Origin of the sequence: Mycobacterium sp. 852002-30065_SCH5024008 (assembly GCF_001665645.1) — a bacterium.
GTDB classification, from domain to species: domain Bacteria; phylum Actinomycetota; class Actinomycetes; order Mycobacteriales; family Mycobacteriaceae; genus Mycobacterium; species Mycobacterium paraffinicum.
Genome location: NZ_LZSZ01000154.1, coordinates 1 through 547, shown reverse-complemented (window position 1 = coordinate 547; position 547 = coordinate 1). Strand labels below are relative to the sequence as shown.

Annotated in this window: 1 protein-coding gene; it reads left to right on the top strand. The window is 65.6% G+C overall.

Features of this window, described 5'->3' with window-relative positions; genetic code table 11:
- Positions 1-547, top strand: a 547-nt coding sequence (locus tag A5781_RS18920; RefSeq protein WP_156624836.1) for a condensation domain-containing protein, incomplete at both ends; no start/stop codon positions are given.

Below are 547 nucleotides of genomic sequence, written 5' to 3'. Positions count from 1 at the left end.
CCAGCGTATGCCAGCCGCGTTCAAGGCCAGCCCCCTGGGTGGGTGCCGTTGGCGGTGCAGTACGCCGACTACACGCTCTGGCAACGAGACCAGCTGGGCGACCTCAGCGACCCCGACAGTGTGATCGGCGCACAGTTGGCCTACTGGCAGCACGCCCTGGCCGGGATGCCCGAACGCCTGGAATTGCCCACTGATCGGCCCTATCCGGCGGTAGCCGATCACCACGGAGCCAGCCTCACCATCGAGTGGCCGGCACAGTTGCAGCAGCAGATCGCCCGGGTGGCCCGGGCACATCATGCGACCAGTTTCATGGTCATCCAAGCCGCCCTGACAATCCTGCTCGCCAAGCTCAGCACCAATACCGATGTGCCGGTGGGGTTCCCGATCGCCGGCCGGCGTGACCCGGCCCTGGATGAGCTGGTCGGGTTCTTCGTCAACACCCTGGTGTTACGCGTCGATCTGACCGACGACCCCACTGTGGCCGAACTCCTTGCCCAGGTGCGCGCGCGCAGCCTGGCCGCCTTTGAACCTGTCTCTTATACACATC